The following is a 21,262-nucleotide window of genomic DNA, read 5'->3' on the forward strand; positions in this document are numbered from 1 at the left end:
CCCTCAGCGCCATGCCTGCACCGGCCAACGGCGTCAGCCCGAAGTTCGTGTCCGCTCGCGGTGAGATCCTGCCCCTCACCGGCTTGCGCATCGTCGCGGCGCTGTGGGTCGTCGTCTTCCACCTGCGCGGCAACATCGCGAGCGAGTACCCCGGTGTGGCCAAGGTGCTGTGGCCGATCCTGCACAACGGCGACCTGGGCGTCGACCTGTTCTTCGGGCTCAGCGGGTTCGTGCTCACCCTCAACTACGTCGACAAGATGGGTCACAAGGTCGACCGGGCCAAGACCAGGATGTTCTTCTGGGCCCGGCTCTCCCGCGTGTGGCCGGTGTACTTCGTCACTTTGAACATCGCCGCGCTGTGGCACGGCGGGCTGCTCGCGCTCGGCAGCGAGGACCCGGTCGCACCCGACGAGTTCACGGTCCTCAGCTACCTGCGGCAGCTGTTCATGGTCGTGCTGTGGACCTCACCGGACGCCGACCGGCTCACCTGGAACGGCCCCGCCTGGTCGGTGAGCGCCGAGTGGTTCGTGTACTGCCTGTTCCCGTTCCTCGTGCTGCTGCTCGCCCGCGTCGGCCGGGTCGCCCGCAACCGCCAGCTCATGGTGCTCGCGATGGTGGCCGTGTTCCCCGTCGTGATCTTCACCGCGGCCGGTGGCGGCCTCTACGGCATCGACTACACGTGGATGATGCGCCTGCTCGGCGCGTTCGTCGCCGGCAGCCTGATGTGCCTGGTGCTGCGCCGCATCCCGCGCACCCGCAGGACCGACCGCGCGGGCACCGTCTGGTCGTACGTCCTGATCGCCGGCCTCGTCGCGATCATGTACGGCGCGCACGCCGTCGACCGGCCGAACGCCGCCGTGCTCGTCGTCTTCCTCTTCCCGCCGCTGCTGCTCGCCCTCGCGATGGCCAGCGGCGGCCCCGCCCGCCTGCTGTCGTACCAGCCGGTCGTGACCGGCGGCCACTACTCCTACAGCGTCTACCTCGTGCACATGCTGATCATCGAGGTGGTCTGGAAGGCCCAGTCGGTGTGGCCGGGCGTGCTCGGTGGCGGCCAGCTCGCGTTCCACGTCCTCGTTCCGCTGCTCCCGGTCGTCGTGTGCGTCGCCGGCTACCTGATGTGGCGGTTCGTCGAGGAGCCCGCGCGCAAGAAGATGCGCCGCATGGTCGACACGCCGCTCACCCCGGTCACCGTGTCGCCCCCGCCCGTGGAGCCCGCGGGCGACCGGGTGCCCGAAAAGGTCTGATCGGCTCCGCGAATACAGTGGGTGCCGTCCCGCGTGCTCAGCGGGTCTACTGAAAGGCAAACCCGATGAGTGCGCAGGTAAGCGTGTTGGGCGTCCTGCTGCCCCTGGTGCTGGTCCCCGGTCTGCTGATCGGCCTGGCGGCGGGCCTGCGCGGCTGGGCGCTGGCCGCCACCGCCCCGTTGCTCACCTACGGCGTCGTCGCCGTCTCCGCCCCGGTCGTCCCGGTGCTCCTCGGCCGGTGGTCGATCTGGGGCATGCTGCTCGCGACCGCCGTGATCGCGCTGATCGTGCTGGGCGCCCGGCTGCTCACCCGCCGCTGGGGTGGCGCCGAGACCAAGCTCGTGCCGTGGCAGCTGTGGCAGCACGCGGGCATCGCGGGCGCCGTGCTGGTCGCCGCCGCTCTCGGCGTGTTCATCACCGCACGCGCGACGCACGGCCTGACGGACGTCCACCAGTTCTGGGACGCGATGTTCCACGCCAACGCGGTGCGGTTCATCGAGGAAACCGGTCAGTCGAACCCGCCCGCGCTGCGCAACATCAACGACTTCGCCAACACGGGCTTCTTCTACCCCAACGGCTTCCACGTCGTCGCCGCCACCGCGCTCGGCGTCACCGGCGCCCCGATCACCGTCGTGCTGAACTCGATGGCCGCCCTGCTCGCCGGCCTGGTGTCGCTGAGCGTCGCCGCCGTCATCCGCGTCGCCGGGGGCCGCCCGCTGCTCGCCGGCTCCGCCGCGCTGGCCGCCGCCCTGTTCTCGGCCTTCCCGTACGACCTGGAGTTCTTCGGCCCGATCTGGCCGTTCGGCACGGGTCTCGCGCTGATGCCCGCGTTCCTCGCGCTGTTCATCACCATGCTCGACCGGCGCCGCTGGTCGCTGGTGCTGCCGGCCGCCCTCGGCTTCTGCGGGCTCGTCTCACTGCACCCGAGCGTGACGCTGACCGGCATCATCTTCGGCACGTGCTACCTGGTGCAGCGCTGGGTCGTGGCCCGCAAGGTGTCGCTGCCCGAGCTCGGCCTGCTCGTCGTCACCGGGGTCATCGCCGGCGTCAACGCCGTCCCGCAGCTGCTCGGCATGGCGGGCACCGCGTCGAGCGGCACGTTCGAGTGGCCGCTGTACGCCAACGCCGCCGACGCCCTCGGCCAGCTGTTCTTCCTCGGCCACGAGGCACAGCGCCCGCAGTGGTGGCTCGTCGCCCTGATGATCCTCGGCCTCGTCGGCATCAAGGGCCTGCGCCCGATGTACTGGTGGCTCGCGGGCGGCGTCGTCTTCTCCGGCCTGTTCGTCCTCACCACCTCCTACAAGGGCCAGCTCGTCGCCCTGCTCACCGGCTTCTGGTGGAACGACAGGTGGCGCTTCGCCGCGATCGTCGTCGTCGCCATGACCGTGCTCGCGGGCCACGGCGTCGTCGTCGCACGCGACGGCCTGGTGGCCCTGTTCCGCCGCTTCCCGATCGGCACCGCGCCGTGGCTCCGCCTCGCCGCCGCGGTCGTCGTCGTCGGCCTGCTGGCCGCGCTCACCGACGGCTTCTACCAGGGCCGCAACGTGCAGCGCATCGCCGGCGCCTACACCGGCCCGACCACCGTGACCGAGGCCGAACGCGACGCGATGGACCGCCTGCCGGAGCTGGTCGGCGAGGACGACCTCGTCATGAACGACGCGGCGGACGGGTCGGCGTGGATGTGGGCCCTCGAAGAGGTGCGCCCCGTCTTCGGGCACGCGCTGAACGGCGTGGCCGAACCGAAGGTCGTCGGAGAGGACCGGGCGGAGCTGTTCACGTCGTTCAACCGGCTCGACTCCGACCGGGAGGTCCGCGCGATCGTCGAGCGGCTGAAGGTGACCTACGTCTTCGAGGGCTGGGGCTTCGCCGCGCCGGGCATCGAACGGGCGCCGGGCATGCGCGGCCTCGACCAGGTGAAGTCGCTGGAGCTGGTGTTCAGCAACGAGCAGGCCAAGATCTACAAGGTGCGGCTGGACCAGGTCACCACGCCCTGAGGGCGGCCCGGCTGACGAGGCGGGGGCGGCTGCCGGCTCGGCTGCCCCGCGCGGTCACCAGCGGCGGTTCGCCACCTGCACGCCGAGCCACGCCGCGTGCCTGGCCGCCGTCGCGGCCGAGCTGACGCCGATCCGCTTCGCCACGGCCTGCTTGCTGCGGTACAGCAGCTTCGTGGCCGGACCGAGCAGGCCGCCGCGCGAGTACTGCGTGGGGTGCACGCGGTAGCCGAGCAGCTCCTCGCCGATCACGTCGCCGTCGGCCTTGGCGAGCAGCCGCAGCCACAGGTCGTAGTCCTCCAGCCGGACCAGGCGCGGGTCGAAGCCGCCGACGTCGGTGGCGAGCTGCTTGCGGACCACGATCGTCGACGTGATCAGCGGGTTGAACAGCAGCATCGTGCGGGCGAGCTCGGCGCGGCCGGTGACGGAGTGCAGCTCGCCGACCTCGGCGCCGTCCGGGTCGATCTTGTGCGCCCACGCGCCGACCAGGCCCAGGTCCGGCTGCTCGGTGAGCACCTGGACCTGCCGGGCGAGGCGGTCGGGGGTGCAGAGGTCGTCCGCGTCGAGGAACGCCACCAGGTCGTGCTTGGCCGACTCCAGGCCGATGTTGCGGCCGACGGCGGGACCGCTGCGCGGCGCGGGCGTCAGGTGCACCTGGACGCGGTCGCCGAGCACCTCGGCCGCGGCGCGGTTCTGCTCGCACTCGCCGTCGAGGACCAGCACGACCTCCCACTCCTCGTGGGTCTGCGCGGCCACCGAACGCAGCGTCTCCTCGAGGAACGAGTTCGCGGGCGCACTGGGAATCACCACGGAGACGGGCGAAGTCATGGTCGTACAGTAGGGGAGCCTCCCCATCCGTCCGAGAGGGCCTTCCACCACCGTGACCACGGCAGCTCCCACCCCGTCCGGACAGACGCGGCTCGGCGCGCTCAAGCGCGTGGTCGCGACGGGGGTCTCCCAGTCCGCGGTCGCACTCGACCAGCTCGTGTTCAGCGCGATCACCTTCGCCGTGCAGCTGGTCGCCGCGCCCGTGTCGACCGACGCCGAGTTCGGCGTGTTCTCGCTGATCGCGATCGTGCAGATCGGGCAGTGGTACCTCGGCCGCGCGATCGGCGCGGAGCCGTTGCTGGTCGCGAAGACGGTGGGCACGAACGACACGCGGGGCGTGCGCGGTGCCGCCGCGGCGTCGTTGCTGGTGGGTGTGGCGATCGGCGTGGGCTGCCTGGTCGTCGCGCTGTTCGTCGGCGGGCCCGCGCGCACGTTGCTGCTGATCCAGGCGTTCGCGTCGCCGTTCACGGCGGTGCTGGACCACTCGCGGTACGTCAACTACGCGAAGCAGAAGCCGATGCGCGCCCTGTTCACGGACGCGGCGTGGCTGGTGCTGTTCCTCGCGGCGGTGGGCACGGCGATCCTGGTCGGCGAGCTGAACGCGTCGGGCACCTACCTGCTGTGGGCGCTGGCCTGCGTGCCGCTGACGCTGGTCGCGGTGGCGCTGACGGGCACGCCGTTCTCGTTCGGCGCGGTGAAGGACTGGGTGCGGTCCCGGCGCGACCTGCTGCCCGGCTTCCTGATCGACGCCGTCTACCTGACGGCGGGCACCTGGGCGACGTTCGGCGTGACGGCCGTCGTCACCGGTCTCGACGGGCTGGGCCTGCTGCGCAAGGCGCTCGTGCCGGTCACCGCGCTGACCGTGCTGTTCATCGGCATCAGCAACTCGCTGCTCGCGCACCTCGCCGGCCGCACGCCGCGCGAGGTCGTCCGCGCCCCGATGCTGGTCTCCGGCGCCGCGGCGGCCGTGAGCGCGCTGGCCGCGCTGCTCACGCTGCTCGCACCGGCGGGCTTCATGACGACCGCGCTGGGCACGCCGTGGGAGGGCCTGCGGCCGGTCGTGCTGCTGCTGCTCGTGTACGCGTTCCTGCTGGCCACCGCCCAGACGGCGATGGTGGCGGCCAAGGCGAGCGGCCGGGCGTGGCTCGGGCCGCGGGTGCGCACCGTGCAGTTCGTGACGGAGCTGGTGCTGGTGGCCTCTCTCGGCCTCTGGCTGGGCGTCGCCGGTGTCGCGCTGGGCATGACGATCGCGTGGCTGGTGGCGGCGGCGCTGGCGTGGGGCGGCGTGCTGCGGCACGGCGACCAGGCCGCGGCCACGACCGGGTGACCGGGCGGCTAGGGTCTGCGCCGTGCACCTGGTCGACATGCCGGCCTTCTACCCGCCGCACAAGGGCGGCGTGGAGGCTTACGCCCACGAACTGCACCGCCGCCTCCTCGAGGCGAACCCGGACCTGAGGATCACGGTCTTCACCTCCGCCATCGGCGCGCCCGCGGGCACCGAGCACCTCGGTGACCGGTGGAAGGTCGTGCGCTGGCCGGGGTTCGAGATCATCTCGCACTACCCGCTGCCCAACCCCGGCTTCACGAAGCGGCTGCGCGCCGAGTGCGGCCCGGACACGGTCCTGATGACGCACACGCGGTTCTACTGGCCGCACGTGTGGGCGTCGCTGTTCGCCAAGCGCGCCAAGCTGCGGCGCCTGCACGTCGAGCACGGCTCCAGCCCGGTGCAGAGCGGCAACGCGTTCGTGCGCTTCGTGGCGTGGCTGGTGGACGCCCTGACCAGCCAGCCGGTGCTGCGCTGGGCCGACGCGATCGTGTCGGTCTCCGGGTCGGCGGGGAAGTTCGTGAAGGACCTCTCCGGCCGGGACGCGAAGGTGCTGCACCGGGGCATCGAGCTGCCGGACGACCTGGTCGCGCGGCCGGTCGAGGAGCCGCCGACGGCCGTCTTCGTCGGCAGGCTGATCAACGGCAAGGGCGTCGCGGACCTGCTCAACGCGACCGCCGAGGTGCACCGCCGGGGTCTTCCGCTGCGGCTGCGGCTGCTCGGTGACGGCCCGAACGCGGCGGAGCTGCGCGCGCTCGCGAAGTCGCTCGGCCTCGACGAGTTCGTCGAGTTCACCGGCGCCGTCGACCACGACACGGCGCTCGCCGAGATGGCGCGCGGCACGCTGTTCGTGAACCCGAGCTGGACCGAGGGCCTGCCGACCACGGTGCTGGAGGCGGCGGCGATCGGCTGCACCGTCGTGGCCACCGACGTCGGCGGCACCGCGGAGATCATCACCGACGGCGTCACGGGCAGGCTCGTGCCCGCGCGGGACGTCCCGGCGCTCGCGAACGCGCTCGAAGCCGCGGTGCGCGACCCGGAGCGGGCGGCGAAGGCCGCCAAGCTCGGCGAGATCACCAGGCAGAACTTCAGCTGGGACGCGGCCGTCGCCGAGTTCACCGGTTTGCTGGCTGGCGGCGGCGCCGCGAAGCGCTCGCGCTAGCCTTGTCCTCGTTCCCCCTCGACATTCACTTGCCTGGAGGCACCAGTGGCGGACCAGTCTGACGTCTGGCTGGTCGTACCGGTCTACAACGAGGCACAGGTGATCGCCGACGTCGTGCGCCACGCGCTGGAGACGTTCCCGAACATCGTGTGCGTCGACGACGGTAGCCGGGACGGTTCGGCCGACGCCATCCGCACGTCGGGTGCGCACCTGGTCCAGCACCCGGTGAACCTCGGCCAGGGTGCGGCGCTGCAGACCGGTGTCGAGTACGCGCGCAGCCAGCCGGGCGCCGAGTACTTCGTGACCTTCGACGCCGACGGCCAGCACCAGGTCCACGACGTGCTGAAGATGCTCGAACGCCTGCGCGCGGAGCCGTACGACATCATCGTCGGCACCCGGTTCAAGGGCGACGACTCGCACATCCCGCTGATCAAGCGCGTCGTGCTGAAGACGGTCGTCGCGATCAGCCCGCGGCTGCGCAAGCTGAAGCTGTCCGACGCGCACAACGGCCTGCGGGTGTTCAACAAGAAGGTGGCCGACGAGATGGCCATCACCCTCAACGGCATGGGCCACGCGTCCGAGATCGTCGAGATGATCGCCCGCAAGGACTGGCGGGTCACCGAGGAGCAGGTGGAGATCCTCTACACCGAGTACTCGATGTCGAAGGGCCAGTCGCTCATCAACGGCGTCAACATCCTGTTCGACTCCGCTCTCAAGACCAGTTCGAGGCGCTGACCATGCTGATCCAGTTCCTGCTCATCATCGCGGTCGTCCTGCTGCTCGTGCTGTTCCTGCGCCACCACGGCACGACGAAGACCGCGGCCGGAGTCAAGATCGGCTTCGTGCTCTTCATGGTCCTGGGCGCCGTCGCGGTGATCAGGCCGCAGTGGGTGTCGATGATCGCCGAGGTCGTCGGCGTCGGCCGCGGCACCGACCTCATGCTGTACGGGCTGATCGTCGCGTTCGGCTTCGCGACGATCAACACCTACCTGCGCTTCAAGGAGCTGGAGCTGCGGTACGCGCGGCTCGCCAGGGCGATCGCGATCCGCAGCGCCGAGACGCCGGCGGCGACGGACCCCGAGAAGTCCGCCGCCTGACCGTTCGTCACGCGGTCCGTCACGCGGTGCGGAAGTACTCCACGGTCCGCTCCGCACCGGTCTTGATGTCGACCTCGGGCACCCACCCGAGGTCGCGCGCCGCCTTCGAGGCGTCGAGCGCGGAAGCCCGCAGGTCGCCGAGGCGGGCCGGGGCGTACTCCGGGGTGTCCGGAGCGCCCGCCGCCGCGGCGACCAGGCTGTGCAGGTCCTTGTCGGACACCTGCTGACCGGTGCCGATGTTGTAGCGCTGGCCGCCGCCGTTCTCGCCGGAGGCCGCCACGAACGCGGCCACCACGTCCTCGACGAAGACGTAGTCGCGGGTGTTGCCGCCGTCGCCGAAGAGCTTCGTCGGCTTCCCCGCCAGCAGGGCGTTCGCGAAGATCGCCACCACGCCCGCCTCGCCGTGCGGGTCCTGCCGCGGGCCGTACACGTTCGCCAGCGCGAGGTGCGTGCACTCCAGGCCGTAGAGCTGGCGGTAGGTGTTCAGGTACACCTCGCCGGAGACCTTGCTGGCCGCGTACGGCGACTTCGGGTTGATCGGCACGGCCTCGGACACCGGCAGCTGCTCGGGGGTGCCGTAGATCGACCCGCCGGACGAGGCGAAGCAGACCTTGCGGACGCCCGCCTTGCGCGCCGCCTCCGCGACGTTGATCGTGCCGATGACGTTCTGCTGGGCGTCGAGGATCGGGTCCGCGACGCTGACGCGCACGTCGATCTGCGCGGCCAGGTGGTGGACAACCTCGGGCGCGAAGCCGGCGACGACGTCGGCCAGCTCCGGGCTCGCGATGTCGAGCCGGGTGAAGGAGTACCGGTCGGCGTGGGCCGGGTCGGCGGGCGCCGTGCGCGTGCCGCGCCGCAGGTCGTCGACGACGTGGACCTCGTGCCCGTCACGCAGCAGGCGGTCGACCAGGGTGGAGCCGATGAAACCGGCGCCGCCGGTCACGAGTGCACGCACGGAAACCTCTTCGAGTGGGGATCAGCCGGGTTTGCGCACAGGGTATCCAGGGCTCAGAACCACCGTTCCAGCACCATGGCGACGCCGTCCTCGGCGTTCGGGCCGGTGACCTCGTCCGCGGCGGCCTTGGCGGCCTCGTGGCCGTTGGCCATCGCCACGCCGTGCCCGGCCCACCGCAGCATCTCGACGTCGTTGGGCATGTCGCCGAACGCGATGACGTGCTCGGGCGCGACGCCGAACCGTTCCGCGACGTCCGCGAGGCCGGACGCCTTCGTGACGCCGTGCACGGACATCTCGATCAGGCCGCTGTTCGTGGAGAACGTGAGGTCCACCTCGCCGCGCAGCACCTCGTTGATCGCGGACGCCATCTCCGCGCTGGTCATGCCGCTGTGCCTGACCAGCAGCTTCGTGGCGGGACGGCCGAGCGTCTCGGCGCGGGTGAGGCCGCTGTGCGGGCCCTCCGGCCAGGGGTGGGTGTAGCTCAGCTCGGCGACGAACGTCAGCTCGTCCCGGGGCGTGCCGACCAGTTCGACGGCGTACGTGCAGTCGTCCAGGACGCTGTCGACGGCGGCCGCGATGTCGTTCAGCTGCACCGGGCTGAGGGTGCGGGCCCAGACGATCTCGTCGCGGCCGATGTCGTAGAGGACCGCGCCGTTCGCGCACACGGCGAGCCCGTCGAGTCCGGCCTCCGCGGCGATGCGCGGAATCCAGCGCGGCGGCCGTCCCGTGGCCAGCACGAACGGCACGTCCGCGGCGAGCACGCGGGAGACGACCTCCGCGGTGCGGGGGCTCACGGACTCCAGCGGGGTGAGCAGGGTTCCGTCGACGTCGGAGGCGACCAGGCGAGGTTGTTCCACACCGCCATCTTGCCTCGTCGGTAACCTGAGCCAAGTTCGTCGCGGGCTGAACCGCTGGCTACGGTACGTCGGTGCGCGCTGGAATCGTGATTCTCCCGGAACACCGATGGTGGATCGCCGAACCCAAGTGGCGCGCGGCCGAGGAGTACGGCTTCCACCACGCGTGGACCTACGACCACCTCGGCTGGCGCACGCTGGTGGACGGCCCCTGGTTCGGAGCGGTCCCGACGCTGACGGCGGCGGCGCTCGTCACCTCCCGCATCCGGCTCGGCACGTTCGTCGCGAGCCCGAACTTCCGCCACCCCGTGCCGTTCGCGCGGGACGTGCTGACGGTCGACGACGTCTCCGACGGGCGGTTCACGCTCGGCGTCGGCGCAGGTGGGGCGGGGTACGACACGGTGGTGACCGGCGCGAAGCCGTTGCTGCCGGGCGACAGGACCGCGCGGTTCGGCGAGTTCGTCGAGCTGCTCGACCAGTTGCTGGTCCGCGACCGCACGACGTGGGAGGGCCGGTTCTACTCGGCCGACGAGGCCCGCAGCGCGCCCGGCTGCGTGCAGCGGCCGCGGGTGCCGTTCGTGGTGGCGGCGAACGGCCCGAAGGCGATGGCGATCGCGGCGCGGTTCGGCCAGGGCTGGATCACCACGGGACCGGAGACCGAGGACCACGAGACGTGGTGGCGCGGCGTGGCGGAGATCTCCGAGCGGTTCACCGAGACGCTCGACACCCAGGGCCGCACGACGCGCGTGAACCGGTACCTCAACCTCGACTCGGCGCCGGTCTACTCGCTGTCCAGCGTGGAGTGCTTCGTCGACGCCGTGGGCAGGGCGGCCGAGCTGGGCTTCACCGACGTGGTGGCGCACTGGCCGCGGCACGACGGCGTGTACGCGGGCAGCGAGCAGGTCGTGGAGAACGTCGCGGCGGACGTTCTGCCGACCCTCGACCGGCAGCTGTAACGGCCGGGCGCTGAACTAGATTCCGTCATCGTGCGCTCTGTTGTGGTGATCGGTGGCGGAATCGTCGGGCTGGCCGTGGCCGCGGAACTGGCCGCGCGCGGCCTGCGCGTGACGGTGCTGGAGAAGGAGGGGCGCTGGGGCGCCCACCAGACCGGCCACAACTCGAACGTCGTGCACGCGGGCCTCTACTACAAGCCGGGCTCGTTGAAGGCGCGGATGTCCGTGGCGGGCAACGCGTCGATGGTGGCCTTCGCGCGGGAGCACGGCGTCCCGGTCGAGGTGTGCGGCAAGCTCGTCGTGGCGACGTCCGAGGAGGAGGTGCCGCGGCTGAAGGCGCTGGCCGAGCGCGCGGAGGCGAACGGCGTCCCGGCGAAGATGGTCTCCGCCGCCGAGGCGCTCGACCACGAGCCCGAGGTGGCGTGCGTGGCCGCGTTGCACGTCGAAAGCACCGGCATCATCGACTACCCGGCCGTCTGCGCCGCTCTCGTGCGGCTGCTCGACGGCCACGACCTGCGGCTGCGCTCCCCCGCCCTGGCGATCAGGACCTCCGGCGGCGCCGTCGAGGTCGCCACGCCGCAGGGGGTCGTGCGGGCCGACGCGCTGGTGAACTGCGCGGGCCTGCAGAGCGACCGGGTCGCCCGGCTCGCCGGGCTCTCGCCGCGGGCGAAGATCGTGCCGTTCCGCGGCGAGTACTACGAGCTCAAGCGCACCGAGCTGGTGCGCGGGCTGATCTACCCGGTGCCCGACCCGACGCTGCCGTTCCTCGGCGTGCACCTCACCCGGATGCTCGACGGCTCGGTGCACTGCGGCCCGAACGCGGTGCTCGCGCTGCGCCGCGAGGGCTACCGGTGGCGGGACGTGTCGCCGTCCGACGTCGCCGACATCGCCCGGTTCCCCGGCGCGTGGCGGCTGGCCCGCAAGTACGCGCGGACCGGCGTCGAGGAGGTGCTGCGCTCGCTCTCGCGCAAGCGCTTCGCCGCCTCGCTCGCCCGGCTCGTGCCCGCCGTGCGCGAGGACGACCTGGTGCGCGCGGAGAGCGGCGTGCGGGCCCAGGCGATGCTGCCGGACGGGTCGCTCGTCGACGACTTCCTGGTCGAGACCGCACCACGCCAGGTGCACGTGCTCAACGCGCCGTCACCGGCGGCGACGGGCTCGCTGGAGATCGCGAAGCACGTCGCCGGCCAGGTGATCGCTAGCGGGGCGTGAGGACGTCCGTGCCCATGAACGGCCGCAGCGCCTGCGGGACGGTGACCGACCCGTCGGCGTTCTGGTGGTTCTCCAGGATCGCGACGATCCACCTGGTCGTCGCGAGCGTGCCGTTCAGCGTGGCCGCGATCTGCGTCTTGCCGTTGTCGTCCCGGTAGCGGACGTTCAGGCGGCGGGCCTGGAACGTCGTGCAGTTGGACGTCGACGTCAGCTCGCGGTACTTCTGCTGGGTCGGCACCCACGCCTCGCAGTCGAACTTGCGGTGCGCCGACGTACCGAGGTCGCCCGTCGCCGTGTCGATGACCCGGTAGGGCACCTCGATCTTGGCGAGCATCTCCTCTTCCCAGCCGAGCAGCCGGGCGTGCTCCGCCTCGGCGTCCTCCGGCTTGACGTAGGAGAACATCTCGACCTTGTTGAACTGGTGCACGCGGATGATGCCGCGGGTGTCCTTGCCGTACGACCCGGCCTCGCGGCGGTAGCACGACGACCAGCCCGCGTACCGGCGTTCGCCGTCGAGGATCTCGTCCGCGTGGTAGCCCGCGAGCGGCACCTCCGACGTGCCGACCAGGTACAGGTCGTCGGCGGGCAGGTGGTAGATCTCGCTGGAGTGCGCGCCCAGGAAGCCGGTGCCCGCCATGATCTCCGGACGCACCAGCGTCGGCGTGATCATCAGCTCGAACCCGTTGGCCGTGGCCTGCGCCGCCGCCATGTTCAGCAGCGCGAGCTCCAGCTGCGCGCCGACGCCCTTGAGGAAGTAGAACCGCGAGCCGCCGACCTTGGCGCCGCGCTCCATGTCGATCGCGCCGAGCTTCGTGCCCAGGTCGAGGTGGTCCTGCGGCTCGAAGTCGAACCGACGCGGCTCACCGACGGTCTTGATGACGCGGTAGTCGTCCTCGCCGCCGACCGGGGCGTCCGGGTGCACCAGGTTCGGGATCTTCGCGAGGAGCGCGTTGACCTCCTCGGCGGTGGCGTTCTGCTCGGCCTCGGCGGCCTTGACCTCGGCGGCCAGGTCCTTCGCCTTGACGAGCAGGGCGGCGCGCTCGTCGCCCTTGGCCTTGCCGACCTCCTTGCCGAGCACCTTCTGCTCGGCCCGCAGGGTGTCCGCGCGGGAGATGGCGCTGCGCCTGCGCTCGTCAGCGGACAGCAGGGAGTCGACGACACCCTCGTCCTCGCCGCGGGCACGCTGCGAAGCGCGCACGATCTCCGGGTTCTCGCGCAACACCTTGAGGTCAATCACCTGCAGAAGGGTAGTCCCCACCCCAACCGACCTTCACGCGGATATCCCGGTTCCCGCGGACACGCGGGGGCCCCGCGTTCCCTGGCAGGAAACGCGGGGCCCCCGCGTGACTTCCACGAAGCGGAAAGCGCGGGTTTACCAGATCGCGAACGCCACCACGAGGCCGAGGGAGAAGTGCGCGGCGGCGACGACGACGGAGGCCGGCGCGAACTCGTCCGACTCGATGATCGAACCGATGTCCAGGCGCGTCACCCACTCCAGCAGACGGACGGCCGCCACCTGCACGATGATGCCGACGATGCCGTAGATCAACGAGGTGAGCAGGCCCTCGTCCAGCTTGCCGACGGCGCTGAGGATGGCGACGACCACGATGAACGCCATCGACACGAGGCCGGAGGCGGTCACGATCACGGCGTTCGGGGCCCCGTTGCGGACCAGGAGCGACAGCTTGCCCGGCGTCGTCCAGTCGATCGCGTAGAAGCCGAACACCATGAGGACCAGACCGACGACGGCGTACAGCGCGATCGCGCCGATGCCCCGGCCGATCGCCGAGCCGAAGCCGGGGTCCAACGCGAGCTCGTACATGTGCTGTTCCCTTTCGGAGTCTTACTCAACAATTCGATGCGGCACGAACGCCGCGCCATCGTCGGTCACGAGACCGACCGTTTCCCGGATGCCGAGGCCCGCCGACGTGTCGCCGACGACCCAGGCGCCCAACGCGGGGCGGTAGCCGTCGAAGTCCGGAAGCGGATCGAACAGCTGGTAGACGAATCCCTCTTTGCCGTAGACGCCGCCGGTCTGCGTCTCGTAGCCGGGGGCGACGATCTGGATGTTCGCCCCCTCGCGGCCGAGCAGCGGCTTGCGCACGTACTCGGTCAGCATCCCGGGGTCGTTGAGGTAGGCGGGGAGCAGGTTGGGGTGGCCTGGGTACATCTCCCACAGGACCGCGAGCAGCGCCTTGTTGGAGAGCAGCATCTTCCACAGCGGTTCGAGCCAGAGCGTGCCGGGCAGCGACTCGACGGCGTGGCGGCCGAACTCCTCCTCGACCACCCACTCCCACGGGTAGAGCTTGAACACCGTGCCCATCGGCGCCTCTTCGAGGTCGACGAACCGGTTGAGCAGCGTGTCCCAGCCGATGTCCTCCATCGCGATGCCGACGGTGTTGAGCCCGGCCTCGGCGGCCGTCTCCTGCAGGCACGCGGTGGTGAGGTGGTCCTCGCCGGACGGGTCCGCGCTCGACCAGCTGAAGTGCAGCTCGCTCGACGGGAGCTTGGCACCGATCTCGGCCCAGCGCTCGACCAGGCGCTCGTGCAGCGAGTTCCACTGGTCGTCGTCGGGGAAGACCTCCTCCTTCCAGTACCACTGGATGTAGGCGGCCTCCAGCAGGGAGGTGGGGGTGTCCGCGTTGTACTCGAGCAGCTTCGCGGGACCGGACCCGTCGTAGCGCAGGTCGAAGCGGCCGTACACGTGCGGGTCGCGGCGGCGCCACGACTCGGCGATGTGCGGCCAGACCCACTCGGGGATGCCGAAGTCCCGGTACCGCTCGGTGAGGATCACGTTGTCCACTGCGTCGAGGCACATGGAGTGGAGCAGCTCGACGTCGGCTTCGAGCGAGAGGACCTCGCTCATGTCGAACACGTAGTGCACGGACTCGTCCCAGTACGGGCGGTCGGAGCCGTTCGCGTACTTCGCGGGCAGCCCGAACACCAGGCCCTGGTCGGAGACCGTCCGCTGCCAGTTCGGCCGCGGATGTGAGGCTTCACGACGCAACTGTGCTCAGCCTCCGCTGCTCTTCGAGCCGCCGCTGATGCCGAAGCCGCCGCGCTGCACGGTCGTGCCCGACTTCGTGCTGACCGACGCACCCTTCGGGATCGTGTAACTGCCGCCGCTGACCTTCTGGCCGACCGTGCCGCTGCCGCCGTAGTTGTAGCGGTACGAGCTGCCGCCGATGTAGATGAAGCCACCCGACGAGTACCCACCGTGACTGCGGTAGTACGATTCGTCGCAATAGTCGTCATCGACGATCACGTTGTTCGCGTCGGTGCACTGCGCCGTCACGTTCTTCGGACTGGCGGCCGCGTACCAGATCGCGACGAGCGCGACGACGCCGACGGTGACGCCACCGGCGACGAGCAGGCGTTTCCGGGTCTTCCGCTTCTTCTCGAAGGCGGCCGACTCGGCGGCGAACCGCTCCTGCTGCGCCTTCAACGCGGCGGCACGGGCGCGTTGCTCGGCCACCGTCGCCTGGCGCGGCTTGGTCACACCGGCCTGCTGCTGCCGCACCTGCCCCTTCACGGGCTTCTGCGGCGCAGGCTGGTACTGCGGAGGTTGCTGTCCGGGCGGTCCCGACTGCGGCGTCGGCTGGCCAGGCTCTGGCAAGTTGTTGTCAGTCATCACCACTCCCGCGGGCAAGGTACCTAGCGAGACGGCTCCAACACGGCCATTTGGGCGACGAGTGTCCTAAAAGCAACACTCGACCCCAACCCCGGCGCACAGTCGCCTCACACGGCACGGGCATCATGGATGAGATGTCTCCGAGCGCCGGTTGGTTGAGTCGATCTGGTCACATCCGCGACACGCGGCTTGTGATGGTCGGCGCGTTCGTCGGTGCCTTCGCCCTGTTGATGCTGTCCGCGTTCACCTCCGTGCTCGCGGGCGGACCGGTCGGGACGAAGCGCGAGCTCGTCAACGCCGCGTACGAGGCGGCCGCCGGCGAGTGCCTGAACTGGGAAAAGCCCGATCTGTCCGACGCGCAGAAGGTCGACTGCTCGGCCGCGCACAAGTTCGAGGTGACCGGCACGGCGGACATCACCTCCGCCTATCCGGCCGAGGCTCCGTTCCCGAACGCGGAAGCCTGGGAGAAGATCGCGCAGGAGAACTGCACGCAGGCGGCGACCACGTACATGTCCGGCAAGCTCGACCCGCAGGGCAAGTACGGCATCAGCACGCTCAACCCGGACGAGACCAGATGGGCGAGCGGGTACCGCCAGTTGCGCTGCGGCCTCCAGGTCACCGCGCCGTCCGGCGCCGCTCTGCCGTCGTACGGCAGCGCGAAGACGCAAGATCAGTCGAACGTGTACGACCCCGGCGTGTGCGTGGCGCTCGGTGAGAACAACACGGTCGGCGACCCGATCGAGTGCGCCAAGCCACACGCGTTCGAGATCATCGGGGTCGTGCAGCACCCCGAGGGCGCGTACCTGCCGATCGAACAGCAGGACGCCGTGATGTCGGAGAAGTGCGCGGAGGTCGCCAACGAGTACACCGGCGGCGCCGACCTGAAGGCCAAGAACCTGCTGGTCACGTGGGACACGCGGGCCGAGGAGAGCTGGGCCGTCGGCTCCCGCAAGGCCAACTGCAAGATCGGCGCGGTGCCCCAGGGCGAGAACCTGGTCGCCTGGGAGGGCAGCGTCCGCAACCCCGACGGCGCCCCGCTGACCACGTCGAACCCGCCGCAGACCACCTCGGTCCGCCCGCAGGACGAGCCGACCGGCGCGCCGCTGCACTCCGAGTCCGGCAAGCCGTCGGAGTCGGGCAGCCCGTCCGAGTCGAGCAAGCCGGACAAGCCGTCCTCGTCCTCGCCCACGACGACCACTGAGAACCGATGACCGTCGAGATGACGCGGGCCCGCTTCGAGGAGCTGGTCGAGGAGGCGCTGGACCTCGTCCCGCCGGAGTTCACGCACGCGATGAACAACGTCGTGGTGCTGGTCGAGGACCGCAACCCCGAGGACCCGTCACTGCTCGGCCTCTACCAGGGCATCGCGCTGACCGAGCGGTCCACCGACTACGGCGGCGCGCTGCCGGACCACATCTTCATCTACCGCGAGGCGATCCTCGACATCTGCGACACCGAGGACGACGTGGTGGAGGAGGTCACCATCACCGTGGTGCACGAGATCGCGCACCACTTCGGGGTGGACGACGCGCGCCTGCACGAGCTGGGCTGGGGCTGAGCCGGCTCTAGCCGGTGATCTCCACGCCGGCCCAGGAGCGGCACGCCCAGGTGTCGCCGTCGTGCTCCAGCGCCACGACGGCGGTGTTCGGCAGCAGGTTCTCCGCCAGCTCCACCGGGACGTTCGACGCGAGCGCCAGCGCGCCCATGCGCCCGGCGCCGCCGTGCGTCACGACGACGGCCGTGCTGCCGGGCCGGTGGATCGACTCGATGGCGGCCAGGAACCGGTCGAGGACCTGCTGCCCGGTCTCGCCGCCGCCGGGGAACGGCACGTGCAGCGCGCCCTCCGCCCACTGGACGACGGTCTCCAGGTACGTGCGGTACGCCTCGGTGTCGTTGCGGCCCTCCAGGGAGCCGACCTGGATCTCGTGGACGCCCTCCAAGACCTGGACGGGCAGGCCGAAGCGCTCGGCGGTCGGGGCGGCGGTCTGCTGGGCGCGCAGGCCGGTGCTCGCGTAGACGGCGCTGATCGGCTCCCCCGCCAGCGCGTCGGCCAGCTCGCGGGCCTGCTTGTGGCCGAGCTCCGTGAGCGGTGGACCCGGCATGGCCGTGTCCAGCCTGCGCTCGGTGTTCGACGCCGTCTCGCCGTGCCTGACCAGCAGCAACCTCACCCGCGTTTGCCCTCCCTGACAGCATCGACCCAGGAGGCGGCTGCGGCGAACTCCTCGTTGTGAGCCTCGACGGGCTCCCGATCGGCCTTCGGGTAGGACCCGAGGAACCTGATCTCGTCCGAGTGCCGGTGCAGCGCGGCCAGCGCGTCACCGATCCTCGGCTCTGCGATGTGCCCCTCGACGTCGATGTAGAAGCGGTACGTGCCCAGTTTGCCCTTCATGGGGCGCGATTCCAGGCCGGTGAGATTGATCCCACGCAGCGCGAGCTCGGTCAGCAGCTCCGAGAGCACGCCCACCCGGTTCGGGGTCGTCACGACGACGCTGGTGCGGTCGGCCCCGGTCGGCTCGGGCAGCGCTCCCGGCAGGCGCAGCAGCAGGAACCTCGTGCGCGCGTCGGGCACGTCGAGGACGTCCGTGGCGTACTCGTCCAGCTTGTAGTGGTGCACGGCCACGGGCGCGGTCACGGCGGCGTCGAACTCACCGCGCTCGACGGCGGCAGCGGCACCCGCGGTCGACGAGGTCGCGATGGAGGTCACGCCGGGCAACTGGGCCGCGATCCACTCGCGGACCTGGGCGAGCGCGTGCGGGTGCGACGCGATCGTCTTGATCTCGGTGGTGCCGGGACGCACCAGGACGCTGAACCGGACGTCCAGGACGGTCTCGGCCACGGCGACGACCGGTTCGTCGCGCACGAGGGCGTCGAGGGTGGCGGGCACGGCGCCCTCGACGGAGTTCTCGATGGGCACGCACGCGAACTCGGTGTCCCCCGTGCGCAGCGCGGCGATGGCGAGCGGGATGGTCTCGAACGGCACGAGATCACCGTCGAACCGCATCGCGGCCTGCTCGGTGAAGGTTCCCTGTGGTCCGAAGTACGCAATGCGAGGCACGCCGCAAAGAGTAGAGGCGTGGATCACGCCGGTGTCAGCGGCCGAACCTGGGTTCCGCCGGGGCCGTTCGAACTGGAATGCTGTGGGCCGTGCCCGCCCTAGCGCCTGAAATCGTGTTGTGCGCGGTCGACGGACCCATGGCCGACGCCTGGCTCGCCGTCGCGGACGGACGCGCCGGAGTCCGGGTGCACCGGGGGTCCGTGCTCGACATCCACGCGCAGGCCGTCGTGAGCCCCGCGAACTCGCAGGGCTGGATGCGCGGCGGCATCGACGCCGTCTACGCCACGGCGTTCCCGCAGGTCGAGAACAACGTCCGCAGCGCGGTGCTCGCGTTGCACGGCGGTGAGCTGCCGGTGGGCGAGGCGCAGATCGTGCCGACGGGCGAGACCGAGCCCGCGTGGCTGATCAGCGCGCCGACCATGCGCCTGCCCGGTGAGCGCCTCCCGGTCGACACCGTCCACCCGTACCTGGCGGCCCGCGCCGTGCTGCGGCTGTGGCTCGACGGGCGCCTGGAGGACGGCACGCCGGTCCGCGACGCCGTCCACACCATCGCGATGCCCGGTCTCGGCACCGGCGTGGGTGGCGTGACGCCGTCCACGTGCGCCCACCAGGTCGCGGCCGCGTGGGACGAGTCGTTCAACTCGTTGCACGTGTGAGCATCTGTGCACAACCTGTGGACAGATGTGTGGACAGCTGTGGACTACTGCCGTGGAGCCACCCATCGTTCCAGGTCGAGCTCGTCCGTGATGGGGATGCCGAAGTCCCCCACCGCCGGTATCTCGGGTTTGAGCTTGCGCGCCTCCCTGACCGCGTCCGGGCGCAGCGCCGCCAGCTTGAACCCGCGGCGCTGGTAGAACCGGATCGCGTCGAGGTTGTCGTTCGTCGTCGTCAGCCGCACCCGCGAGCACCCGATCGTGCGGGCCTGGCGGACCGCGGCGTCGACGAGCGCGGTGCCGACTCCCCTGCCCCGCCGCAACGCGTCGATCGTGACGATTTCGAGCTGGTGGTTCGTCACCGCGTAGGTCAGCAGTCCGAGCACGTGACCCTGCTTTTCCACGAGGAAGCCCGGCAGACTCGCGGGGAAGAACACCTCGCCGTGCGCGACGCTTGTGTGCGCGCCCCACAGCTCCAGGACCAAACGAGCGACAACTATGCGATCTGCTTCCTCGATCGGCCTTACCGAGCCTTCTGCCATGACATGAACTGTCTCAATCCGAGTGTCACTCAGGAACAGCCATTCGACGTACGGTGGATTCGTGCCAGTGCGCGTTTTGTTGGTTGACGATCACGAAGTGGTGCGCAGAGGACTGCGCGAGATGCTCGACGACGAGGAGGACATCTCGGTCATCGCCGAGGCGGGCTCGGTCGGCGAGGCGATTGCGAGGGCCGCGAACACGCCGCCGGATGTGGCGGTTGTGGACGTTCAGCTGCCCGACGGCAGTGGCGTCGACCTGTGCCGATCCCTGCGCGACCGGGGAATCCGCTGCCTCGTGCTGACCGCGTTCGACGACGAGGAGGCACTGGTCGGGGCCATCATGGCCGGTGCTTCCGGATATCTGCTCAAACAGGTCCGCGGTCAGGACGTCGTGACGGCGGTGCGCGAAGTCGCGGCAGGACGGTCGCTTCTGGACCCCGCCACCACAAGCCGGGTACTCGAACGGATGCGCAATCCGGCCCCGGTTGGCCTCACCGATCAGGAACAGCGCGTGTTGGAGCTCATCGGTGAGGGCCTGACAAACCGCCAAATCGGTGAACGGTTGTTCCTCGCGGAGAAGACCGTGAAGAACTACGTCACGTCCGTGCTCGCCAAACTCGGCATGGAACGGCGAACGCAAGCCGCCGCCTGGGTGGCTAAACGGGGACGCACCAGGTGAGCGTCGTCCCGTTCGGGGAACTCGCGACGCGGAAATCACCGCTCGCGCCCTTCGCCCGTTCCGCGAGGTGCCGCAAACCTCGCTGGGTGACCCCGGACGGGATGCCGCACCCGTTGTCCGCGACTCTCAGCAGCAGGTGCTTCTCGTCGCGCCGCACGTCGATCTGGACGTGGGTGGCCCCGGAGTGCCGCACGACGTTCGACAGCGCCTCGCGCAGCGCGGCCCGTGCGTCGTCGGCGTGCCCGCGCGGCACGTTGGCCAGGTCGCCGGACACGTGCAGGCGCGGCGCGAACCCGAGCAGCTCGCCGGCCGTGCGGACCTCGGCCTTGATCGAGTCGTGCAGGTCGGCGGAGTCGGCCGGGTCGGTGTTGCGCAGCCTGCGGACGGTGGCGCGGACCTCGGCGATCGTCTGGTCGACGAGGTCGACGGCCTCGTCGATCCTGGCGCGCGACCCGGAGTCGAGCTTCTTGCCGAGCCGCCGTTCCAGCAGGCTGAGCTGCACGCCCGCGCCGTAGAGCCGCTGGATGATCACGTCGTGCAGGTCGCGGGCGATGCGTTCGCGCTCCTCGTAGACGGCGACGCGCTGCCGTGCGGTGAAGCCCTCCGCCAGCACCACGGCGAGACCGGCCTGGGCCGCGAACGCCGTCAGCACGTCGACCGTCTCCTGCGTGAACGGCGGCTTGTCGCGGCGGCGGTAGACGGTCAGCGCGCCGATCTTGCGGTCCGAGGTGCCGAACGGCGCGACGGCGAACGGCCCGTACCCGCGCAGCGGCTGCGGCACGTACGGGGCGGTGCGCGGGTCGCTCGTGACGTCGTCGGCCATCACCGGCACGCCGGTGCGCGCGGCCTTGGCGGCGGCGCTGCGCGGGCTGAGCACGGCGGTGACCGGTTCGCCGCTGGACGCCTCGACGGTGAGCGTGCCGTCGTCGTCGTCCGTGGTGAGCATGGCCAGGCCGAGATCGGCGTCCGCGATCTCCGCGGCCGCCTCCACCACGAGCCTGAGCACGTTCTCCGGGTCTTCCAGCGCCGCCGACGTGATCTCGGTCGACGCGACCAGCACGCGCCGGGCCAGGGAGGGGTCCATG

Annotated in this window: 23 protein-coding genes; 12 read left to right on the forward strand and 11 right to left on the reverse strand. The window is 70.7% G+C overall.

Annotated elements, in window-relative coordinates:
• The first annotated feature begins 11 nt into the window (after positions 1-11).
• A complete protein-coding gene (locus BLT23_RS36900) occupies positions 12-1,244 on the forward strand; it encodes an acyltransferase family protein (protein WP_090059422.1) in 1,233 nt (410 codons plus the stop codon).
• Positions 1,245-1,309: 65 nt separating this feature from the next.
• Positions 1,310-3,238, forward strand: coding sequence for a DUF6541 family protein (locus BLT23_RS36905; RefSeq protein WP_143036174.1), 1,929 nt, complete (start codon positions 1,310-1,312; stop codon positions 3,236-3,238).
• A gap of 54 nt (positions 3,239-3,292) precedes the next feature.
• On the opposite strand, the gene BLT23_RS36910 is transcribed toward BLT23_RS36905, so the two are convergent.
• A complete protein-coding gene (locus tag BLT23_RS36910; protein ID WP_176947100.1) occupies positions 3,293-4,063 on the reverse strand; it encodes a glycosyltransferase in 771 nt (256 codons plus the stop codon).
• 52 nt (positions 4,064-4,115) lie between these two features.
• On the opposite strand from BLT23_RS36910, the gene BLT23_RS36915 reads away from it, so the two are divergent.
• The 4 genes from BLT23_RS36915 to BLT23_RS36930 are packed head-to-tail and all read left to right on the forward strand — an operon-like array spanning position 4,116 to position 7,646.
• A complete protein-coding gene (locus tag BLT23_RS36915) occupies positions 4,116-5,390 on the forward strand; it encodes an MATE family efflux transporter (protein ID WP_090059429.1) in 1,275 nt (424 codons plus the stop codon).
• Positions 5,391-5,412: 22 nt separating this feature from the next.
• Entirely contained in the window at positions 5,413-6,549 is a 1,137-nt protein-coding gene (locus BLT23_RS36920; protein WP_090059432.1) for a glycosyltransferase family 4 protein, read from the forward strand.
• Between the two features lie 45 nt (positions 6,550-6,594).
• Positions 6,595-7,284: a glycosyltransferase family 2 protein gene (locus BLT23_RS36925; protein WP_090059434.1), complete on the forward strand. Its 690-nt coding sequence runs from the start codon at positions 6,595-6,597 to the stop codon at positions 7,282-7,284.
• 2 nt (positions 7,285-7,286) lie between these two features.
• On the forward strand, positions 7,287-7,646 hold the full coding sequence (locus tag BLT23_RS36930) for a DUF2304 domain-containing protein (protein WP_090059437.1): 360 nt from the start codon (positions 7,287-7,289) through the stop codon (positions 7,644-7,646).
• 19 nt (positions 7,647-7,665) lie between these two features.
• Here BLT23_RS36930 and BLT23_RS36935 read toward each other — a convergent pair whose 3' ends face one another.
• On the reverse strand, positions 7,666-8,601 hold the full coding sequence (locus BLT23_RS36935; RefSeq protein ID WP_090059440.1) for an NAD-dependent epimerase/dehydratase family protein: 936 nt from the start codon (positions 8,599-8,601) through the stop codon (positions 7,666-7,668).
• Between the two features lie 53 nt (positions 8,602-8,654).
• Complete coding sequence (locus BLT23_RS36940; RefSeq protein WP_176947101.1) at positions 8,655-9,458, reverse strand: HAD family hydrolase; 804 nt, start codon at positions 9,456-9,458, stop codon at positions 8,655-8,657.
• 71 nt (positions 9,459-9,529) lie between these two features.
• On the opposite strand from BLT23_RS36940, the gene BLT23_RS36945 reads away from it, so the two are divergent.
• Together BLT23_RS36945 and lhgO are read left to right on the forward strand one after the other, a co-directional pair.
• Positions 9,530-10,411, forward strand: coding sequence for an LLM class flavin-dependent oxidoreductase (locus BLT23_RS36945; RefSeq protein ID WP_090059443.1), 882 nt, complete (start codon positions 9,530-9,532; stop codon positions 10,409-10,411).
• A 30-nt stretch (positions 10,412-10,441) separates the two neighbouring features.
• The gene (lhgO, locus tag BLT23_RS36950; protein ID WP_090059446.1) at positions 10,442-11,617 is read left to right on the forward strand and encodes an L-2-hydroxyglutarate oxidase; all 1,176 of its coding nucleotides are present in this window, start codon (positions 10,442-10,444) and stop codon (positions 11,615-11,617) included.
• On the opposite strand, the gene serS is transcribed toward lhgO, so the two are convergent.
• The 4 genes from serS to BLT23_RS36970 all read right to left on the reverse strand — a co-directional run bounded on the left by serS (position 11,604) and on the right by BLT23_RS36970 (position 15,248).
• Positions 11,604-12,854, reverse strand: coding sequence for a serine--tRNA ligase (gene serS, locus BLT23_RS36955; RefSeq protein ID WP_090059449.1), 1,251 nt, complete (start codon positions 12,852-12,854; stop codon positions 11,604-11,606). The genes lhgO and serS overlap by 14 nt on opposite strands.
• 135 nt (positions 12,855-12,989) lie before the next feature.
• Positions 12,990-13,439, reverse strand: a complete 450-nt coding sequence (locus tag BLT23_RS36960; RefSeq protein WP_090059452.1) for a DUF350 domain-containing protein — start codon at positions 13,437-13,439, stop codon at positions 12,990-12,992.
• A 21-nt stretch (positions 13,440-13,460) separates the two neighbouring features.
• A complete protein-coding gene (locus tag BLT23_RS36965) occupies positions 13,461-14,624 on the reverse strand; it encodes a glutathionylspermidine synthase family protein (protein WP_090059454.1) in 1,164 nt (387 codons plus the stop codon).
• Positions 14,625-14,630: 6 nt separating this feature from the next.
• Positions 14,631-15,248, reverse strand: a complete 618-nt coding sequence (locus tag BLT23_RS36970) for a hypothetical protein (protein WP_245744557.1) — start codon at positions 15,246-15,248, stop codon at positions 14,631-14,633.
• A gap of 155 nt (positions 15,249-15,403) precedes the next feature.
• Between BLT23_RS36970 and BLT23_RS36975 the strand changes: the two genes are divergently transcribed.
• Positions 15,404-16,459, forward strand: coding sequence for a septum formation family protein (locus BLT23_RS36975; protein ID WP_245744558.1), 1,056 nt, complete (start codon positions 15,404-15,406; stop codon positions 16,457-16,459).
• Positions 16,456-16,806, forward strand: a complete 351-nt coding sequence (locus BLT23_RS36980; RefSeq protein ID WP_090059463.1) for a metallopeptidase family protein — start codon at positions 16,456-16,458, stop codon at positions 16,804-16,806. Before BLT23_RS36975 ends, BLT23_RS36980 begins: the two co-directional genes overlap by 4 nt.
• A 7-nt stretch (positions 16,807-16,813) precedes the next feature.
• On the opposite strand, the gene BLT23_RS36985 is transcribed toward BLT23_RS36980, so the two are convergent.
• Positions 16,814-17,416, reverse strand: coding sequence for a histidine phosphatase family protein (locus BLT23_RS36985; RefSeq protein ID WP_090059465.1), 603 nt, complete (start codon positions 17,414-17,416; stop codon positions 16,814-16,816).
• On the reverse strand, positions 17,413-18,303 hold the full coding sequence (gene pheA, locus BLT23_RS36990) for a prephenate dehydratase (protein ID WP_090059468.1): 891 nt from the start codon (positions 18,301-18,303) through the stop codon (positions 17,413-17,415). The genes BLT23_RS36985 and pheA overlap by 4 nt, the downstream gene beginning before the upstream one ends.
• A gap of 77 nt (positions 18,304-18,380) precedes the next feature.
• Here pheA and BLT23_RS36995 point away from each other — a divergent pair, with 77 nt between their 5' ends.
• Entirely contained in the window at positions 18,381-18,959 is a 579-nt protein-coding gene (locus tag BLT23_RS36995) for a macro domain-containing protein (RefSeq protein WP_090059470.1), read from the forward strand.
• Positions 18,960-19,003: 44 nt separating this feature from the next.
• Here the strand turns inward: BLT23_RS36995 and BLT23_RS37000 are convergent, their stop codons facing one another.
• Positions 19,004-19,441 carry a GNAT family N-acetyltransferase gene (locus BLT23_RS37000; RefSeq protein WP_245744559.1) on the reverse strand — a complete coding sequence of 146 codons (438 nt, stop codon included), beginning with the start codon at positions 19,439-19,441 and terminating at the stop codon, positions 19,004-19,006.
• A gap of 118 nt (positions 19,442-19,559) precedes the next feature.
• Here BLT23_RS37000 and BLT23_RS37005 point away from each other — a divergent pair, with 118 nt between their 5' ends.
• Entirely contained in the window at positions 19,560-20,177 is a 618-nt protein-coding gene (locus tag BLT23_RS37005; RefSeq protein WP_176947102.1) for a response regulator, read from the forward strand.
• Here BLT23_RS37005 and BLT23_RS37010 read toward each other — a convergent pair.
• The gene (locus BLT23_RS37010; RefSeq protein WP_090059478.1) at positions 20,155-21,261 is read right to left on the reverse strand and encodes a GAF domain-containing sensor histidine kinase; all 1,107 of its coding nucleotides are present in this window, start codon (positions 21,259-21,261) and stop codon (positions 20,155-20,157) included. The two genes, BLT23_RS37005 and BLT23_RS37010, sit on opposite strands and share 23 nt — an antisense overlap.
• Position 21,262: the final 1 nt, after the last annotated feature.

It is taken from the genome of Lentzea fradiae, from assembly GCF_900100955.1.
In the GTDB taxonomy this organism is placed as follows: Bacteria; Actinomycetota; Actinomycetes; order Mycobacteriales; family Pseudonocardiaceae; genus Lentzea; species Lentzea fradiae.

Bases quoted from the DNA above. Each gene is read 5' to 3' on its own strand.
- BLT23_RS36900 (WP_090059422.1), top strand. From the start codon at position 12: ATGCCTGCACCGGCCAACGGCGTCAGCCCGAAGTTCGTGTCCGCTCGC.
- BLT23_RS36905 (WP_143036174.1), top strand. From the start codon at position 1,310: ATGAGTGCGCAGGTAAGCGTGTTGGGCGTCCTGCTGCCCCTGGTGCTG.
- BLT23_RS36910 (WP_176947100.1), bottom strand. From the start codon at position 4,063: ATGACTTCGCCCGTCTCCGTGGTGATTCCCAGTGCGCCCGCGAACTCG.
- BLT23_RS36930 (WP_090059437.1), top strand. From the start codon at position 7,287: ATGCTGATCCAGTTCCTGCTCATCATCGCGGTCGTCCTGCTGCTCGTG.
- BLT23_RS36960 (WP_090059452.1), bottom strand. From the start codon at position 13,439: ATGTACGAGCTCGCGTTGGACCCCGGCTTCGGCTCGGCGATCGGCCGG.
- BLT23_RS36970 (WP_245744557.1), bottom strand. From the start codon at position 15,248: ATGACTGACAACAACTTGCCAGAGCCTGGCCAGCCGACGCCGCAGTCG.
- BLT23_RS36980 (WP_090059463.1), top strand. From the start codon at position 16,456: ATGACCGTCGAGATGACGCGGGCCCGCTTCGAGGAGCTGGTCGAGGAG.
- BLT23_RS36995 (WP_090059470.1), top strand. From the start codon at position 18,381: ATGCTGTGGGCCGTGCCCGCCCTAGCGCCTGAAATCGTGTTGTGCGCG.
- BLT23_RS37010 (WP_090059478.1), bottom strand. From the start codon at position 21,261: ATGGACCCCTCCCTGGCCCGGCGCGTGCTGGTCGCGTCGACCGAGATC.